Annotated in this window: 12 protein-coding genes; 9 read left to right on the plus strand and 3 right to left on the minus strand. The window is 53.8% G+C overall.

All coding sequences use genetic code 11. The annotated features are described in order from the left end of the window. Window positions 1-818 precede the first annotated feature (818 nt). Window positions 819-1,328 (minus strand): hypothetical protein, encoded by a 510-nt coding sequence (locus tag AC0YNX_RS25570; RefSeq protein ID WP_475818537.1) that lies wholly within the window; start codon window positions 1,326-1,328, stop codon window positions 819-821. Between the two features lie 175 nt (window positions 1,329-1,503). On the opposite strand from AC0YNX_RS25570, the gene AC0YNX_RS25575 reads away from it, so the two are divergent. The 9 genes from AC0YNX_RS25575 to AC0YNX_RS25615 all read left to right on the plus strand — a co-directional run bounded on the left by AC0YNX_RS25575 (window position 1,504) and on the right by AC0YNX_RS25615 (window position 10,355). Then, the gene (locus AC0YNX_RS25575) at window positions 1,504-2,268 is read left to right on the plus strand and encodes a DUF2087 domain-containing protein (RefSeq protein ID WP_475818538.1); all 765 of its coding nucleotides are present in this window, start codon (window positions 1,504-1,506) and stop codon (window positions 2,266-2,268) included. A gap of 63 nt (window positions 2,269-2,331) precedes the next feature. Continuing rightward, a complete protein-coding gene (locus tag AC0YNX_RS25580; protein WP_475818539.1) occupies window positions 2,332-2,751 on the plus strand; it encodes a GIY-YIG nuclease family protein in 420 nt (139 codons plus the stop codon). Window positions 2,752-2,774: 23 nt separating this feature from the next. Then, entirely contained in the window at window positions 2,775-3,992 is a 1,218-nt protein-coding gene (locus AC0YNX_RS25585) for an MFS transporter (RefSeq protein WP_475818540.1), read from the plus strand. A 182-nt stretch (window positions 3,993-4,174) separates the two neighbouring features. Continuing rightward, window positions 4,175-5,236, plus strand: a complete 1,062-nt coding sequence (locus AC0YNX_RS25590; RefSeq protein WP_475818541.1) for an ABC transporter substrate-binding protein — start codon at window positions 4,175-4,177, stop codon at window positions 5,234-5,236. An 87-nt stretch (window positions 5,237-5,323) separates the two neighbouring features. After that, window positions 5,324-6,199, plus strand: coding sequence for an ABC transporter ATP-binding protein (locus AC0YNX_RS25595; RefSeq protein WP_475818772.1), 876 nt, complete (start codon window positions 5,324-5,326; stop codon window positions 6,197-6,199). Next, a complete protein-coding gene (locus tag AC0YNX_RS25600) occupies window positions 6,192-7,082 on the plus strand; it encodes an ABC transporter permease (RefSeq protein WP_475818542.1) in 891 nt (296 codons plus the stop codon). Before AC0YNX_RS25595 ends, AC0YNX_RS25600 begins: the two co-directional genes overlap by 8 nt. 27 nt (window positions 7,083-7,109) lie before the next feature. Next, on the plus strand, window positions 7,110-8,465 hold the full coding sequence (locus AC0YNX_RS25605; RefSeq protein WP_475818543.1) for an LLM class flavin-dependent oxidoreductase: 1,356 nt from the start codon (window positions 7,110-7,112) through the stop codon (window positions 8,463-8,465). Between the two features lie 18 nt (window positions 8,466-8,483). Further along, window positions 8,484-9,434: a TauD/TfdA dioxygenase family protein gene (locus tag AC0YNX_RS25610; protein ID WP_475818544.1), complete on the plus strand. Its 951-nt coding sequence runs from the start codon at window positions 8,484-8,486 to the stop codon at window positions 9,432-9,434. 186 nt (window positions 9,435-9,620) lie between these two features. After that, window positions 9,621-10,355, plus strand: a complete 735-nt coding sequence (locus AC0YNX_RS25615; protein ID WP_475818545.1) for a hypothetical protein — start codon at window positions 9,621-9,623, stop codon at window positions 10,353-10,355. A gap of 393 nt (window positions 10,356-10,748) precedes the next feature. Here AC0YNX_RS25615 and AC0YNX_RS25620 read toward each other — a convergent pair whose 3' ends face one another. Both AC0YNX_RS25620 and AC0YNX_RS25625 read right to left on the minus strand, forming a co-directional pair. Beyond that, window positions 10,749-11,918, minus strand: a complete 1,170-nt coding sequence (locus AC0YNX_RS25620; RefSeq protein WP_475818546.1) for an ROK family protein — start codon at window positions 11,916-11,918, stop codon at window positions 10,749-10,751. A gap of 80 nt (window positions 11,919-11,998) precedes the next feature. Beyond that, entirely contained in the window at window positions 11,999-17,500 is a 5,502-nt protein-coding gene (locus tag AC0YNX_RS25625) for a DUF7507 domain-containing protein (RefSeq protein WP_475818547.1), read from the minus strand. Window positions 17,501-17,707: the final 207 nt, after the last annotated feature.

Consider the following 17,707-nt stretch of genomic DNA (forward strand, 5'->3'; position numbering starts at 1 on the left):
GTGCGAATAGTCCCCAAACCGGCGTTGAGGTCAGTTGAGAGAACCAATATGTTCTCTCGGCATAGGAAAAGCCGGTTTTGATGGGCGAGAGCACGTATATGTGCTCTCGGATTGGACTAAAGCTAATGCCGTGCCTTGGGGGCCGGATTTACGCTGATTGAGAGCGGGAAAACCCTCTCTCAACAATCAAAAATGCCTAAACAAGCACCAGAGAGAGGAAAAACCCTCTCTCAAGGAGCACAAGAGCAAGAATTCCCCCGAAAAGCAGAACGAGAGCGGGAAAACCCGCTCTCGATCAGCAAAATGGCCTAAACAAGCACCCGAGAGAGGAAAAACCCTCTCTCAGTGAGCACAGGAGCAAGCATTCCCCCGAAAAGCAGGCTGAGAGCGGGAAAACCCGCTCTCAGCCTGCTGCAGCAAGGCGCGGTGACTCGCTTCGCCTCGCCCCGCTGCACCATACCACAGCAGCGGATATTTCTACGCAGCCGCTATAATCGAACGCGGACTTGAACAGAACCGCTCCGATCGCGTAAGCTATAAGAGACAGCTACTAAAGCTGAGCACCAATTATAAGGAGCGTGCATCGTGCATGGCCAAGAGCATGGCGAAGAAACGATTAGAAACGAAACTAAGGCAAGGTGGAGTCGACCCGAGGATGCAGCGAGGAAGCTGGAACGGTGTGAAGCCGGTAACTCAGATTAAGCCGGACAAACGCAGCAAATACATTTTACCGAAGAATGACGATGATCGAGGCTTTAAGCGACCGCAAAGTGGCTTGAAGCTTGGATCATCGTCATTCTTTTTTACACGAGCTATAGTCATTTCACCTCAACGACAAACACAACCGAGCTATCGCCTTTGGAATACTGGCCATCATCCGTCTTCCAATAAGCCGATACGCCGTAGTGATAGATGCCAGGTGATGTAGGGGCTTTGAACACGCCATCCGTGAGAGTCACTGTTTCATACGTGTTATCTTCCAGAAACTTCTGGGCGATCAATTCCGATGGTGCAGGCACATCCTTCAAGCTAATGCGGATCTCTTCACCTGCTGTAATCACAGTTGGCACGATGTCCCGCGTCATCATAGTCCCCCACGCATAATCGGCGCAGCCACGTTTGCCCCAGCAGTAGGTGCTCTGGGTAACAGGAACCTCCGTAACTCCTGCCGCAACATGAAATTCAGGCAGCGAATCTTGGGATAGTTCACGGACTTTTGAGGATACCTGCGACTTCCAATCCTTAGTGTCAGGCAAGTTCAGTATCCAAGCAAGCGAACCTGCAAAGACCAGCACAAGCAGTATCCACCGCCATGGCAGTTTTTTCATTGTTGGTTCCCCCTTTATCTACAGTTTAGACGAGCATGAGAGAGGAAAAGTTACAGTTTATGAGCGCGGATCAATGGTCGAGATTCAAACGATAAATGGAAAGCTATTGATTAAAAACAAACAAAAATATATAATATCTATAAAATAACCAAACTAATTGCGGAGTTGTTTATAAATGAACATATCGGACTCATTCTACAACGCTTCTTTCACAGAGCTTAAACAAGGCTATGCTTATCATGCGGATACGGAGAGCTACTATTGCCTAGTGTGCGGCGAACAGTTCGAAGAAGGCATCGTATATCAGATTGATTCACGCTTGATGGAAGCCCATAAAGCGGTATCTTCCCACATTGCCAAGCAGCATGGATCGATGCTCGAATATTTGCTCGGACTAGACAAGAAGCTCACAGGTCTGACCGATCTGCAGAAAGAGCTTATCGGCGCATTCGCATCAGGTATGTCCGACGCCGACACGGTCAAGCTAACCGGAGGCGGCAGCGCCTCGACGATTCGCAATCACCGGTTCGCGCTCAAGGAGAAGGCGAAGCAAGCGAAGCTGTTCCTTGCCATTATGGAGCTGATGGACGGAGGCTTAGCTAACGGACAGAAGTTTGTCCCTGTTCACCGCACCGCGCCGCTCGTTGACGAACGGTATGCGCTCACCCGCGACGAGTACAGCGCTCTGCTAGCTAAGTATCTGCCGCAAGGCTTAACTGGTCCGCTAACCGGACTTCCTCGCAAAGAGAAACGCAAAGCAGCGCTGCTCCGCCATGTCGCAACTGCCTTCAAGAAAGGCCGCAAATATAAGGAACCCGAGACCAATGAGCTGCTCAAACGGTTTATGCCGGAGGAGTATGTGACACTGAGACGATATTTGGTCGACTACGGCTTTCTCGCTCGAGAGAACGATGGCAGCACATATTGGTTGAACGTATAACAGGCTATATGCCATTTGGTTTGAACTTTGAACTTTGTACGAAATAAGGAGGATCATCACATCATGACAGTGAACAGACGCAAGGAATTGCAAAATGAGTTTGGCATGAAACAACGCGCAATGGGCGTGTATCAAATTGTAAATGACCGCAATGGCAGACGGTATATTGCTTCTTCGTCCACGATTGAATCGGCATGGCAGCGCGAGAAATTCACGCTCGATATGGGCGGACATATCAATAGCGAGCTGCAGCAGGAGTACAAAGAGCAGGCAGGCGCAGATTTTCGCTTCGAGGAGCTGGAGCGGCTGAAGCTTGGCGAAGAAGTGCGCAATGATTACAAGGATTCACTTATTCCAGGCACGAGTGTGCTTAACCGATCCGTCGTCCAGTCCTACCGGGATTCGCTGAAGAAGCTGGAGCACAAATGGCTTCAGGAGCTCCAGCCATACATTCCGGATGGCTATAACAAGCCGCCCAAATAAGCAACTAAAGGGGTTTGACAATTGTGCTTCGAAATCGTTTTTTTCAAACGGTATTAATGTCTAATATTTTGCTGCAAATCGGCATATGGGTCCGTAACTTCGCCATCCTGCTGTATGTGACGGAGAAGACGGGCAATGATCCGATTGCCGTATCGCTTATTTCGGTCGCGGAGTTCTCGCCGATCTTCTTGTTTGCCTTTATCGGCGGCACGTTCGCTGACCGCTGGCGTCCGCGCAGAACGATGATATGGTGCGATTTCCTGTCCGCTGCTGCTGTTGGCGTCGTGCTGCTTGCACTTATCTACGAATCATGGGCGGCTGTCTATTTTGCCACATTCTTATCGGCTACGCTCTCCCAATTCTCCGCGCCTTCTTCGATGAAGCTGTTTAAACGCTATGTGCCGCAAGAGCAGCTGCAAAGCGCGATGGGAATCTTCCAGACGCTTATGGCGCTGTTCATGATTGCAGGTCCTTCTATTGGCACGATTGTCTTCCAGAACTTCGGCATTCATGTCTCGATAGCCGTTATGGGTGTCGCCAGCTTGCTGTCCGCACTCGTCCTCATTCGCATTCCGCGCGATGAAGTACCAGAGATTTCTGCCGATGCGTTGCAGACGACAGTCATGGCCGAGATGAAGGAAGGTCTCAGCTACGTATGGAAGAACCGAGTTCTTCGCACGATGTGCATTACGTTCCTGCTTGCCGGTTTATCCGGGGGCATCGGCCAAACGATGGGGATCTTCGTCGTTACAGAGCGGCTCGGGCAGCCAAAAGAGTTTCTGCAATATGTGCTCATGATCAGCGGAGTTGGCATGCTTCTAGGCGGCGCTGGTGTTGCGGTGCTGTCCAAGAAGATGGCGCCGGTCAAAATGCTCGCGCTTGCGCTCGCCGTCTGCACGGTAGGCACGATTGGCGTCGGCTACTCCACGAACGTTCCATTTACGCTTACATTGCAGCTGTTCATGGGCATGATATTCCCAATGATTCACATCTCGATCAATACGATTATGCTCAAATGGTCCGAGGCCGCGTTCATCGGGCGAGTCAGCGGTATCATGGGGCCAATGTACATGGGCGCGATGGTGCTCATGATGGCAATCGCAGGTCCGATGAAGACCGTACTGCCGCTCACCGTCATCTACACGATCTCTGCTTTGTTCATGCTGGCGGGTACGATTTCGCTCCTGCCGCTGTTCAAGCAGCACGCTCCTAAGACACCGGACACGAGCCTAACTGCGTAATTTTTCCAAAAATACCTGTTGACACGTAAGGGGTCAGCAGGTATTATCATGTTAAATCATAGTAAGTCGATAGGAATATAATAAAATAAATCCACCGGATATCCGGAGAGGGACCGTTCATCGGGAGATGAATGTGTCCCTTTTTGTTTCCTTACGACCAAATTCCGATGGAGGTCATGCTCATGAAAACTTATTTTACGAAAAAATCAGCTTTATCCGCTTTCGCCCTCGTTATCGCTTCATCCCTCGTATTATCGGGCTGCGGGGCTAAGTCGGCATCGACGACAGCTTCGGCGAAAGGCAGCGATGGCGCTCTAGAAGTCACAGAACTGCGCTACCAAGGCTCAGTCGGCGCAGTGAGCTTCCCGGAGCTGGCGGAGGATCTCGGTTACCTCGCGCCGTTGAAGCTCAAATTTATCGGCAATACGATTAGCGGACCGCAGGATATTCAGTCCGTCGTGACGGGGGATATTGATTTTGGCGGGGCGTTCAATGGTGCGATTGTGAAGCTGCTGGCGGCGAAAGCGCCGATCAAGTCCGTTATCTCCTACTACGGCGTGGATGATCAGACCTGGACCGGATATTACGTGCTCGATGGCAGTCCGATCAAGTCGGCGAAAGATCTGATCGGGAAGAGAATCGCGGTCAATACGCTTGGCGCCCATCATGAATTTGTTATCAAGGAGTACCTGCACCGGGCGGGTCTGACCAAAGACGAGATCGAACAAGTGACGCTCGTCGTCGTGCCACCGGTCACTTCAGAGCAGACGCTAAGGGCGAAACAGATCGACGTTGCGGCGCTCGGCGGCATCCTTCGGGATAAAGCGGAGGAGCGCGGCGGTATCCATCCGCTATTCAAGGATAAGGACCTGTTCGGCACATTCAGCGCAGGCAGCTACGTGCTGACGAACAAGTTCATCAAGAACAATCCGAACGCGACTCGCAAATTCGTGGAAGCAACGGCCAAAGCCATTGAGTGGGCGCGTACGACGCCAAGGGAAGAAGTCGTGGCGAGATTTGAGAAGATTATTGAGAAGCGAGGACGCAAGGAGGACGCGGGCGCAATCAAGTTCTGGAAGAGCACTGGCGTCGCGGGCAAAGGCGGACTCATAGCAGATAATGAATTTCAGACTTGGATCGACTGGCTCGTGAAGGAAGGGAACCTGAAGGAAGGGGAGCTGCAGGCGAAGGACCTGTACACCAACGAGTTCAGCCCTTACAACGACGAGGCAAATGCCAAGTAGCGGCGCGAATAGGAGAGGAGAACTGCGATGACGACAGAGGCGACAAAAGCGGAAGCTTCAACGATAGAAGCGGCAGAGAGATCAGAGTTGACGGCGAAAATCAGTCTGCAGCATGTACGCAAGTCTTTTCGCATCAACCGGAACTTAAGCCATATCAAAGAAGAGCAGCAGCCGGTATCGGCGCTTCAGGATATTCATTTAGACGTGAGACCTGGGGAATTCATGGTCATCGTTGGTCCGAGCGGCTGCGGGAAGTCGACGCTGCTTGATCTGCTGGCAGGGCTCACGAAACCTAACAGCGGGCAAATCCTGATGGACGGCAAGCCGATCACGGGACCGAATCTCGACCGGGGTATTGTGTTCCAGCAATATGCGTTGTTTCCATGGAAGACGGCGCTTGCGAACGTAGAGTTCGGCCTCGAAGCGAAGGGAGTGCCTCGCAAGAAACGAAGTGAAATCGCCCGCAAGTATATTCATCTTGTCGGCTTAGCGGGCTTCGAGAACCGTTATCCACATGAGCTGTCCGGCGGCATGAAGCAGCGCATCGCTATCGCTCGCAGCCTTGCTTACGATCCGGAAGTGCTGCTCATGGATGAGCCGTTCGCAGCGCTTGATGCACAGACACGGGAGACTTTGCAAACGGAGCTGCTGCGCATTTGGGAGGCGACGAAGAAGACGATTATTTTCATCACGCACGGTATCGAAGAGGCGGTCTATCTTGGGCAACGGGTGGCTGTCATGACGTCGAGGCCGGGGCGGATTAAAGAAATTATCGAGGTGCCATTCGAATCCAGAACGACGGAAGAGGATTTGCGGTCGAACCCCGAGTTCGTGCGGATTCGGCATCAAATATGGGATTTGTTGAAAGACGAGGTGTCTCGGGCGCAAGAGCAAGAGAAGAACAAGAGTCTGACCGCGGCAGGCAAGAAAACAGCAGGTAAAGGAGCGGGTGTTGATGGCTAACGTATCGACAACGACAACTTTAACGTCGACAAGATCCAGCGGTGAGGTACTTGGCCGGTATGAGACGGAGAACCAGCGAGGCAGCCGAATTAATAGCGGAACGGTGCTTCGTGCAGTGAGAGTAAAGGCACAGCAGTGGTTTCGCAATTTGATTGTCATTGCCGCATTCCTCGCATTATGGGAGATCGCACCGCGAACGGGGCTGGTCGACAACACGTTCTTCCCGCCGCTCTCAACGGTGCTTAAGGCTTGGTGGCAGCTGCTCCTGTCAGGCGATCTGGCTGAGCATACGGAAGCCAGCTTATCCCGCTCGCTCGGCGGCTTCCTGCTGGCGCTTGTCGTCAGCGTCCCGATTGGTCTGGCAATCGGCTGGTGGAAGCCAGTCGCCGCTTATCTCAGTCCGCTGCTCGAAGTGATGCGCAACACGGCGCCGCTTGCGATCCTGCCCGTGTTCATTCTGCTCCTCGGGCTTGGCGAAACATCGAAGATCTCCATCGTCTTCTACGCCTGCTTCTTCCCGCTGCTGCTCAACACGATTAGTGGCGTGAAGAACGTCGATCCGCTGTTGATTAAATCTGCCAAGTCGATGGGACTGTCGCCTATTGCGCTTTTTCGCAAAGTGATTATTCCGGCTGCGGTACCTACGATCTTCATCGGTATAAGGCAGTCCGGAGCGGCGTCCATATTAGTCCTCGTTGCTGCGGAGATGGTCGGGGCCAAATCAGGCCTAGGTTATCTCATCCAATATACGCAGTTTAGCTTTCAGATCCCTGAGATGTATGCAGGCATTCTATCCATCTCCGTCATCGGCCTTATTCTCAATTATGTCATCTTGTTTATAGAGCGGAAATTAACGGCGTGGAGACAGACCTACGGCGACTAAGCAATTACGGAAGGTGCGTGAAAAGCAATGAGCAAGCACAAGAAACAAATGAACCTCAACGTATTCATTATGAACGCTGGGCATCACGAGGCGGCTTGGAGGCATGCAGGAACCGAGCCGCACAACATTACAGACATTGCTTACTTCCAGCGGATCGCTCAAATTGCCGAGAAGGCGAAATTTGATTCGCTCTTCCTGGCAGACGGACTCGCAGTGAACAACAACATTAAGCATGGCGCTTTCGTCGGGCTCGAGCCATTCACGCTGCTCTCCGCGCTCGCTGCCGTAACGAAGCAGATCGGTCTGATCGGAACGGTGTCGACGACCTATAACGAGCCATTCCATGTCGCTCGCAAGTTCGCTTCGCTCGACCATATCAGCAAAGGGCGAGCAGGCTGGAATATCGTGACCTCCGGCAGCGAATTTGAAGCCAGCAACTTCAGCAAGGATCCGCACCTTGCGCATCATAAGCGGTATGAACGGGCTCATGAGTTTCTGCGCGTTACGACTGGCCTATGGGACAGCTGGGAGGACGATGCCATCGTCATCGACCGAGAAGCCGGCGTGTTCGCGCAGCCGGATAAGGTGCGGGCGATCCAGCACGAGGGAGATACATTCCATGTGCGCGGCCCTCTGAATATTCCGCGCTCGCCGCAAGGCTATCCGGTGCTCGTGCAGGCTGGCTCGTCGGAGGACGGCAAGGAATTCGCCGCGCAGTTCGCGGAGGCGATCTTCACGGCGCAGCAGACGCTCGCGGATGCACAGCAGTTCTACCGCGACGTGAAGGCGAGAGCGGCAAGGTACGGCCGCAACCCTGATGAGCTGAAGATCCTGCCAGGCATCTGCGCGGTCATCGGCGCGACGGAGTCCGAAGCGAAGGAGAAGGAGCAGCAGCTGAACGAGCTGACAGTGCCCGAGTACGGTCTCGCCCAGCTCTCCAACATGCTCGGCATCAGCCTGTTCACGTATCCGCTGGATGGACCGCTGCCTGAGCTGCCTAATGTCAGCGACATTAACGGCAACAAGAGCAGATTCCAGCTCGTTGCGGATCTTGCGGGGCGTGAGAAGCTTACGATTCGCCAGCTTATTCACCGCCTTGCTGGCGGCCGCGGCCATCGTGTATTCGCGGGTACTGCAGTGCAGGTTGCGGATCAGCTGGAGGAATGGTTCACGCAAGGAGGCAGTGACGGCTTCAATGTCATGCCGCCGTACTTGCCTGCTGGCCTAGAGGAGTTTGCATCGCAGGTCGTGCCGGAGCTTCAGCGCAGAGGGTTGTTTAGAGTGGAGTATCAAGGCAGCACGCTCCGGGAGCATTTTGGACTTAGCCGTCCGGTGAATCAGTTCGCAGCAACAACGATTTCGAAGAATAGCCAAATCATCTAATCTAAGGAGGCCATAATCATGAGCCAAGTAGAACGTAATGAAGCAGTGGAAGCAAGTGCAAACGTGAATTTCGAGGTACGCCCTGTAGCAGGAAGAATCGGTGCGGAGATCCGAGGCGTGGAGCTGAGCGCTGACTTAAATGAAGAGACAGTCAGCTTCATTCGGCAAGCATTGCTGAAGCATAAAGTCGTCTTCTTCCGTGGCCAGCATCAGCTGGATGACGCAGGTCAAGAGGCTTTCGCGAAGCTGCTCGGCAGCCCGGTAGCGCATCCGACCGTGCCGATCAAGCAAGGCACCGACTACGTGCTGGAGCTGAATTCCGAGCATGGCGGCCGCGCCGATTCGTGGCACACGGACGTAACGTTCGTTGATGCGTATCCGCAAGCGTCGATTCTTCGCGCGGTTGTCGTGCCGGAAGCGGGCGGCGATACGGTGTGGGCGAACACGGCAGCGGCATACGACCACCTGCCTGCGGAGCTGCAGAAGCTCGTTGATGGTTTATGGGCGGTTCATTCGAACGAATACGATTACGCTGCATATCGGAGCAGAGAGGTGGATGAAGTGGCGCAAGCGAAGTATCGCGAAGTGTTCGCGTCCACGGTGTATGAGACCGAGCATCCGCTTGTCCGTGTTCATCCGGAGACGGGAGAGCGCACGCTTGTACTGGGTCATTTCGTGAAAAGGATTCTCGGCTTGTCTTCGGCGGACTCCGCTCAGCTGTTCTCGCTGCTGCAAAGCCATATTACGAGACTGGAAAATACGGTCCGCTGGCGCTGGTCGGAAGGCGACGTGATTATCTGGGATAACAGAGCGACTCAGCACTACGCTGTAAATGACTATGGCGATCAGCACCGTGTCGTGCGGCGCGTAACGATAGACGGCGATGTGCCGGTTAGCATCGACGGACGTCAGAGCGTAACTCGCAAGAAAGTGCCGGCATCACAGCAGGCTGCCGTGGAATCCGCATAATCGTTTGAATGAATCGAACAGCCTCTAACATTCAGGCGCCCGCAGGTGGTAGCGAGCGGCGCCGATGTTAGAGGCTTTTTTTGGCGTGTCAGGGCGAATTGTCTGCTATAGTAGACTGTATTGAACGATTTCGCTCGGGTTGGGCGCTCGTGAGCTCGGTCTATCGGGCAAGAAAGGAAGGTGAAGATGATCGTACCGCATGAGCTGGCTCCCTCACATGATGCAATGATGGTTTCTAATATAATCGGCTATGGCATGCTGTTCCTCGTGGCGATCCTCGTTTGGCTGACAGGTCGCAAATCCTCCACAGCGGAGCCGATGCTCTTCCTGAAGCTGCTTGGTTACTTGGTATTGTCTGTGTTTGCTTTTCGCTTCAATGGCTTCGCGCTGCCGCTTGGCTTATTGCTCGCTTATGTGAATATGCGGAGAACGAAGCGTAATCGTCCGGTGAAGCAGACGGCGGTGCTGTTCGGCGGCATGCTGTTTCTGCTCTCCTTATTCCCGCTCGCTGAACGGATTGACCGGCTGATGGACCCGCCGAATCAGATCTCGACATACTTCGATCGCGACTTAAATCCGACCAAGCAAGGCTTTAATATGACGATACTGGACCGCGAAATGAAGATATGGGCGACACTTGCGGAGCGTGATACGGAGAGCGTTCAGCTCTATAAGGAGCTTGCGGCTTCTCGGTCAATCGAGACCGTGCCGGTATTGTGGGAACCGTATTATACGATAGAGCTGAGGCAGTCTTATAAACAAGATCGCTTCAATGAGCTGCAGCTGAAGTTCGATAAGGATGGTCGCTATTTCACGCTATATAACGGATCCGAGACCTATAGTTTTGAGAGTACGGCTGCGTTACGGGAGATTTTCGTGAAGAAAATCATTCCGCTCGTTATGAACGAGACGGCAGCCTGAACAAGCCGTATCATGCGAAAGTGCCTGCTGAAATGGATGTGTCTAATCCATTTCAGCAGGCACTTTTTGCATTGTGATCGCGTCCCTAACGAACTCCAGCGACGCTATTCGGCTCATATTGCGAAATAACGGAATGTAACGAATCCCAGACGCGTTATTACGAGGAAATGAGTCATGGTGGAGTGGAAAAGCGGTCAATAACGACGCTGGAGTTCGTTAGAATTTCAAACGCGCTAAATTTGGGCAAATAAGGTCATTACGGTTCGTTAGGAGTCTGCGAAGGATCGTTACGTCGCACCCTAGCGACACCGTATCTTGATCTTTGCTTCGCCCTAGCTTTGCCCTAGCTTCGCCTTTGTTTCGCCCTAGCTTCGCCCTAAGCCTCGCCTTAGCTTAGCTGTCCTTCATCTTCACCAGGAACGCGTCAATCGCATAGTGCGCCGCGCCGCGTACTGCGGACGTGTCCCCGAGCTCCGCATACAGAATTCGCAGCTGACCGCGGTGATACGCAAGCGCGCGACTCGCCACTGTATTCGCGATTGCTTCGCTGATCCAAGCTTCGGCGCGTCTCATCCGGTTGCCGATAATGACGACATCCGGATTGAAGATGTTGACGATATTCGCGATGCCTGCGCCGATCCATTCTCCGATGCTACGGAACAAGGCGATGACATCCTCATTGCCTTGTTCGGCGGCTTGCAGCAGACTGTCCAGATCGTGGGGCCCGAGTCCAAGGGAAGAGGCCTGTTCAAGCAATGCATTCTCCGAAGCATACAGCTCCCAGCAGCCATGGTTGCCGCAGCGGCAAGGCTTGCCGGCGGCTTCGATGGACAGATGGCCTAGCTCGCCGGAGAAGCCCGATGCTCCCTTGTACAGCTCCTTGTCCAAGATAATGCCGCTGCCAATCCCGATGCCGATACTGACATAGATTTGCGTTGCAATGCCTCGTCCTGCGCCATACTTCTGCTCGCCCTGCGCACCGGCGTTCGCTTCATTGTCGATCGTCACCGGAACGCCGAACCGTTCTTCGATCAAGGCGCGCAGCGGCACATCAGACCAAGATAGATTCGGAGCGAACAGAATCGTACCCTCACCATTGACGATGCCCGGCACGCCGATTCCGATACCTACTAGCCCATACGGACTGGTAGGTATCGCGGTTTTAAGCCCTTCGATGCAAGCAATGAGCTGATTAATGACTTTTTCCTGCTGCTGGGTATGCAGCGGCAGCGTTCGTTCGACGATGACGCTGCCTTCGAGATCGGTGAGAATGCCGCGGATATAGTTGACGCCGAGATCGATTCCGACGGCGTATCCTGCTCTGGCATGGAACAGCAGCATATTCGGCTTGCGCCCGCCGCTTGATTCGCCCGGACCGATATCGACGACGAGATGACGATCAATCAGATCTTGAACGAGGCTCGACACCGTGGCCTTGTTCAGTCCGGTCCGCTCCGAGATTTGAGCGCGCGAAAGAGGCGCGTGACGAAGCACCGCCTCCAGCACGATTGCTGTATTTATCTTTTTGACTAGCGCCAAATCCCCGGTTTTCTTAATCGCCATGCTCCTAACGTCCCTTCGAATCCGCCTCTTACGATGATTTGGAAACGATTTTACCACGAGGAAGTGGAAGTTGCATCTTTTTATTCCTCTTCGTCGTAGACGCGGACGGTCCATACGTTGGATAGCGATGTGCCTCTGACTGTTGTACCGGCATCTGTAAACGTGAAGCTGGCGTTCGCTTGGTTATCCAGCTTGCCGCCTGCCGGCTCCTCCCTCACCGTCGCTCTGAACGACACGGTCGCATATCCGCCTGCCGCAATTGTACCAATTGGGATACCCGCGCTACCTGTTGGCGACGCATCCGGCAATCGTTCGCCATTCAACCAGACGCTGCCTGGGACGAACACGGCTTCGCTCGGCAATGGGTCGCGGAGCACCACATTGGTTGCTGGGTAAGGGGTAGGGTTGCGGACGATCAAATTGTACGTGATGCGGTCACGGACATTGACGGATAGCGCGCTGGATGATTTCTCGATAAGGAGCCCCACAATATTGACCGTTCGGCTTGCTTCAATCGGACCTGTTTCGTTCGACGAAATGACGGCTGTGTTCACGATCCGCGAGCCTGGCTGGGCATCCGTCGGAATGATGAACCACAAATACCCGAGCTCGCTAGCGCCAGGAACCAGCTCATCGAGATGGAAGGACAGGTTCGCAAGGGGATCCACGAGCAGAATATTATTGAGCGTCACATTCCCCTCGTTGATGAAGTACAACGACATCCGCAGCTTGCCGCCAGGTAATCCAATTGTCGGCAGCAGCTTCGTGAGGCTAAGCCGCGGATCCGGGAGAATGAGAACCGAGGCGCTCGTTGTCGCCGGCGGCGTCTCTGACGAAACCGCGGTGACGATGTTCGTCACGAACGAGCCTGCTGGAGTACCTGCAGGAACGGTATAATCCGCGAACAGAGTGATGGATTCTCCGATATCCAGCGTATTGATCCTTTCAAAGATATTGAGCAGCGGATCGTTCAGCGTCACATTGGTGAGCGGCGCATTAGACGTATTCGTGACGGTCGTTTCGAACGTGATGACATTGCCCGGCACTGCTTCGCTCTGAGAAGCCGTTTTGCTGACATTGATTGAGTAGATTGGCAGAATGGTCAGGTTGGTCATCGCTTCGACAGGAGGCGTCTGATCCGAAACGGCAACAACGGTATTGAACACCCGTGCCCCGGCCGAGAGTCCAAACGGGATCTCGAATGGAATATGGATTGTAAAAGAGTTCAGCGGGTTCAAGAGCGCGATCGTCTCGTCGAAGCCAAGCAGCGTATCTGTTAAGTGAACGTTCGTTAACGGCACGTTGCCGGTATTTGTCACCACGATCGTATAAGTCACCGTATCTCCAGGTTGAGCCGAAGACTGGCTCTCGATCTTCTGCAGCGTTAGCGCAGGTCCCGGGGTTACAGTCACAGATGCAACCGCCGTAGCTGGCAGCGTCTGGTCGGAGGTCAATGTGACGACGTTCGGAATAACGGTGCCGGCTGGTGTGCCAGGCGGTATCGTATAATTCATCACAATTGTTCTCGACACTCCCGGTGCAATGATTGGAGCATCAATGAACAATCCAAGGAGTTCATCGATCATCAAGACATTCGTTAGCTCGCTGCCTGACGTGTTGGCCGCTTCAATCGTGAAGGTGACGACTTCACCAGGCGCGGCGGTGGCCGGCGTAACGCTTTTTGCAAGAAACACGTTGGCAGGCGAACCAATGCTAATCGAAGTCGATGCCGTTACAGGCGTCGGCACCTGATCGGCAGTCGCTGATGCGGTATTGGTCAGAATCGTGCCAGGCGGCAGGGCAGGCACGACGAAAGGCACATTCAGCGCTTGGCTGGCGCCAATGGCAAGTACGGGAACAACGGTCGCAAAGCCAAGCGTGGCATCGGTGACGGCAACATTCGTTAACGGCGTGTTGCCTGTATTTTGCACGGTAATTGTGTAATTGACGACATCGCCAGGAGTCACCGTCTGCATGTCGGACGACTTCGTAATCGAGAGGCCAGGGACTGCGGTTACGGTCACGCTAACGCTGGCTTCATGCGTCTCTCCTAATGCTTCGACGGTTACGGTGTTCGTGATGACCGTTCCAGCAGGCGTTCCGAGAGGTATGACATACGGCACGCTGAGCGTATACAGCGTGTTCGGTTGAAGCTCGGCGATCGTTTCGCTGATGCCAAGAAGCGGGTCGGTAATTTGGATATCGTTCACAACGCCGGTCGAGTCATTGAAGACAAGGAGCGTGTAAAAGATCGTCTCGCCAGGGCTTGCCGTTAATGTGCTGACGAGCTTCTGCACTTGGATATCGCCTGCCGGTATCGGCAATACGAGCACGCTCGAGCTTGCCGTACGGTCACCGGTTTGCGCGGAGGTGGCCAAGACGGTATTCGTAATAATCGTTCCTGGAGCAGCATCTTCCGGAATTGTGTAAGGAATCATACAAGTTTGAACTTGGTTTTGAAGAAGGACAGAGATAACCGTAGAGAAGCCCAGGAACGGGTCGGAAACTTGCACGTTGAAGAGCGGTGCATTGCCCGTATTGGTCACTTCTAATGTATATACGATGGTCTGCCCAGGCAGCGCCGTTGCGATATTTACACTTTTGGTGACAGCCATATCGTAGAACGCTTCGGTGGTCACGGAAGCATCTGCGGATATTGGCGGCGTCTGGTCGGAGGAGACAGTGACTTCGTTCACGAAGACGGTGCCAGCAGGCGTGCCCGCCGGGATGGTAAAGTCTCCGGTAATCACCCGGGAATCGCCGGACTGAAGGGCGCCGAAGGTGTAATCGATCTGGAAGAACGGATCAACGAGATGGACGTTCGTCAATGTAACGGCAGACGTATTCGTCAGCGTGATCGTGAATACGACGGTTTCTCCGGGCAGAGCGGTGGCAGCGCTGACCGTCTTGGTCAATGTCAAAGACGGCGGCGTGCCGACGGAAATAAAGGCATCCGCAAACACTGGCGTAGGCGTTTCGACGGAAACGGCGTTTGCAACGTTCTGGACAATGGTGCCCGGAGGCAACGCCGGAATGACCGAAGGGACATCGAAAGCGAACTGGCCGCCGATAGCGATGTTTGGTATGGTCGTATCCACGCCAAGGAGCGGGTCCTGTACTCGTACTTGCGTAAGCGGCGTATTGCCGGTGTTTGTCACGGTAAAGGTATACGTAATCGGGGTGCCGGGAAGTCCGCTTGCTGGGGTAACGCTTTTATCCAAAGTAAGAGAAGGCGCTGCCCCGACAACGACCTGAACGATAGCCGAGTGCGGCTCCGTTTGGTCTGAATCTGCGGTAACGGTATTCGTCACGAGCGTTCCCGCAGGAGTGCCGATCGGGATCGTAAACGGAATGTGGTAGATCTGCGTCCCGTTTTGTTCCATGACAGGGATCGTATCGTTAATCTGCAGAAGCGGATCGCTAATGACGACATTCGTGATCTCGGTGTTGGATGTGTTCGTAACGACGATGGTGAATTGCACCGTATCTCCGGGCAGTGCGGTCGCCTGATTCACTGTCTTCTCAACCGATAAGCCGAATACGGCAGCAACGGTCACTTCCGCGCTTGCCGTGGCAGCTGGCGTCTGGTCCGTAATGACGACGGCGGTATTGGTCAGCTTCGTGCCCGCAGGCGTCCCAAGGGGGATGACGAATGGAACCGTCGCAACATATTGGCCGCCAACTGGCAAGGTAGGAACCGTTACGGAGAACGACAGCTCCGGATCCGTTATCATAACGTCCGTCAGCGGGATATTGCCCGTATTGGTCACGACGATTGCGTATTCAATCGTAGCGCCTGGGGGCGCGAGCAGCGTGCTTGGCGTCTTCGTGATCGTAATGAGCGGAGCGGGGATAACCAGCACGTTGGTGCTTGCCGTTTCGGTGCCAAGCTGGGATACGAGCGTTGCGGTATTGTGAATGACCGTACCAGCCGGAGTTTCTGCCGGGACGGTGTAGTTGCCGAAGAAAACAACCGAGGTGTTCGGGTCCAGCTTGGCAATGGTCTGATTCAATTGCAGGAGCGGATCGTTTAATAACAGATTGAAGAGCGGCGTCGCTTGGGATTCGTTTCTGACCGTAAGCGTGTAATGGATGGTTTGGCCGGGGATCGCCGTGGCGGTATCGGCTTCTTTGGTCAACGAGACAGACGGCGTTTCCGTGATGAATACCGAAGCGGAATCTGTCAGTGTTACTGGCAAGTTGCTGGCCGTCAATGTTGCCGTGTTGACGAAGTTGCTTCCAATCGGAGCACTGGCCGGAATAACGAACGGCACCTGCAGCAGCTCTCCGCCTGTAAATGTAGGGAACGTCATGTCGATACCAAGTATCGGATCGACCAAGTGAACATTGGTCAATGTGACGAATTCCGGAAGCTCCACGGTAAACGTGTAAATGACCGTATCTCCATGCATCGCTTCCGCTGGCTGCACGGACTTATGGAAGATAGCGGTAACGTCTCTATTCTGGATCGTAATCGTGACGGAGGCGGATTGCGGAGGCGTCAGGCTGCTCTGAGCCGTTACGGTATTCAAGTAGCTGCTTCCGGGAGGTCCAAGCTGAATTTCGGATAGAATGGTGAATTGCATCGATTGACCGGCAGGCAGCTGAGGGATCGTTTGCTGGAAGTTCAGTAGAGGGTCGCTGACAGATATGTTCGTTAACACGCCAGCACCGGTGTTGGTCACGGTAATGACATAGATGAGCGGTGTTCCTGGCGGACCGGTGACGGAGCTGCCCCCGTTCACGGTCTTCGTGAGCGTGAGCCTTGGGGTACAGAAAGCTTCCGGCAAACAGCCCGTGAACGGCACGTTATGCTCTTCAATGGAGCCGGTCGTATTCGTGAGCGAATCCGCTACGATTGTGCCGTCGATATTGCCGAAGCCAGAGGCGCTCCAAGCGGCGAACGGCGCGAGCACGGAGCCTTTGATCGACAGGTTGAGGTTGAATGCGTTCGTCGCTTGAAAGAAGTTCCACATGATGAACGCGCCGTCGGCCGCTGTGGATTGGCCGCCGTTTCTGAAGATGGCGTAGCTGCCGAACCCGACGCTTGTTCCGGAGATGTTGACGAGTATCGTAGAACCGGGCGGGGCTATGATATTAATGCCGTTCGCAGAGGAGAGCGAGACGCCGGAGCCGGCGACGTTGTTCCCGTTGATCGTGAATATATTCAGTGTCGGACTGTTCCCCTGCAGCACGATCTGGCCGAAGTTAACGAATGCGGTTCCGTTCGGGCTCAGGTTACCCCACGAGGAAGAAGCGCAAGTCAAGTATTGTTTGGCATCTGCAAAGTCAACCGGCGTTCCGCGGAATGGTTGACCGGCGACGCCGTTATTGTTCGTCATGGTGTATTTGATGATGGTTCCGGTCGGACTGATAACGCTGTTGCCGCTAAAGTTGGTACCGCTTGTAATGTTCATATTGCCGCCGACGATGAGATCGGCTCTTGTTTGCGAGACAGGCAAGGATGAGCCAATGCCATAGCTATTGTAGGTCGCATTGCCGCCAACCGCTACACGTCCGCCGGAATCGACGAACGATTGCGTATGATTGCCGAACACAAACACGTTAAAATCATTAGCCACGCCTAAATTGCCGCAAGCCATATAGAGGTTCGCCTCCTGAAGAGTGCCCTAACTTGGTTGAAAATAAACTACATACAAGGTATGCGAAAGGCCAAGCTTCGGAAGCTTGTATCCAAATAATATTTGGTTAAAAAAACATACTTTGTTTAGTAGACAAACAAAGTTTCTTAATGCTAGAATAGACCCATAAGAACGTTTACATTATTT

The organism is Paenibacillus sp. J31R98 (assembly GCF_056269245.1).